At 68.3% G+C, this 987-nt stretch carries 1 protein-coding gene and 1 pseudogene; both read left to right on the plus strand.

What is annotated here, in order from left to right:
• Positions 1-202 (plus strand): annotated as a pseudogene (locus C4313_RS11590) (rhamnulokinase); the annotation flags it as partial.
• A 32-nt stretch (positions 203-234) separates the two neighbouring features.
• Positions 235-867 carry a class II aldolase/adducin family protein gene (locus C4313_RS11595; protein ID WP_352430004.1) on the plus strand — a complete coding sequence of 211 codons (633 nt, stop codon included), beginning with the start codon at positions 235-237 and terminating at the stop codon, positions 865-867.
• The last annotated feature ends 120 nt before the right edge of the window (positions 868-987 follow it).

The raw sequence follows: 987 nt of genomic DNA on the forward strand, positions 1-987 counted from the left end.
GGAGGCCGGGCCCGTGGAGGCCACGGCTCTCGGAAACGTGCTGGTCCAGCTCCACGCCCTGGGGGAGGTGGACCCGGAGGGGGCCCGTGTCCTGGCTCGGCGATCGGCGTCCCTCACCGCCTACCATCCTCGGGACCCCCAGCGGTGGGAGGACGCCTATGGCCGGTTCTGCCGGATCGTGGAGGAGGGAGGAGGACTGTGATCCCCGATGCCCCGCAGGTGAGGAGGGACCTCGTGAGGCTGGCCCGGCATGCGGAGTCCCTGGGACTGGTCAGCTACGCCCAGGGGAACTTGAGCGCGCGGATTCTCGGGACCGACTACGTGCTCATCACCCCGAGCGGCGTGCCCTACAGCGAGCTGGAGCCCCAGGACATCGTCACCGTGGACCTGGCAGGGCGCCCGGTGCACGGCGCGCTGGAGCCCTCTTCAGAGACGATCGTCCACGTGATGACCTATCAGGCGTACCCCCAGGTGGGCGCCTGCGTGCACGTGGAGCCCCCGTACCTCAACGCTCTCGCTGTGGCCAACGTCCCGCTCCCCAACGTCCTCGGCAACTTCGTGTACCTCTTCGGCGGACAGGGCCTGGGGGTCGTCCCCGCGCTTTGCAGTGGGACGCGGGAGTTCGCCGAGCGGTCGGTCCAGGCGCTGGCGCACCACTTCGGTGTCGTGTGGAAGAACCACGGCCTCTTCTGCGTGGGCCAGGACCTCGGCCATGCCTTCAACCGCTGCGTCGCCGCCGAACAGGCGGCTCGGGTGTACTACCTGGCGCTCTTGCTGCGGCAAACGTCCCCGGATCTCATCCCCCGGGACGTGGAGGAGGAGATGGTGGAGATCGCCCGCGCCCGGGGGTGGGCCCGCCCCCTGTGAGACCATCGACACGCGAGGAATCAGGGGCTCCGTCGAACAATGTACGGACGGACAGTGTAGAAAAGGGAGGTACCATCAAAGGGTGTGGAAATACGCTGAGGGCGGTGTATCCTGCCTCCT

Source organism: Thermoflexus sp. (assembly GCF_040289485.1).
GTDB lineage: Bacteria > Chloroflexota > Anaerolineae > Thermoflexales > Thermoflexaceae > Thermoflexus.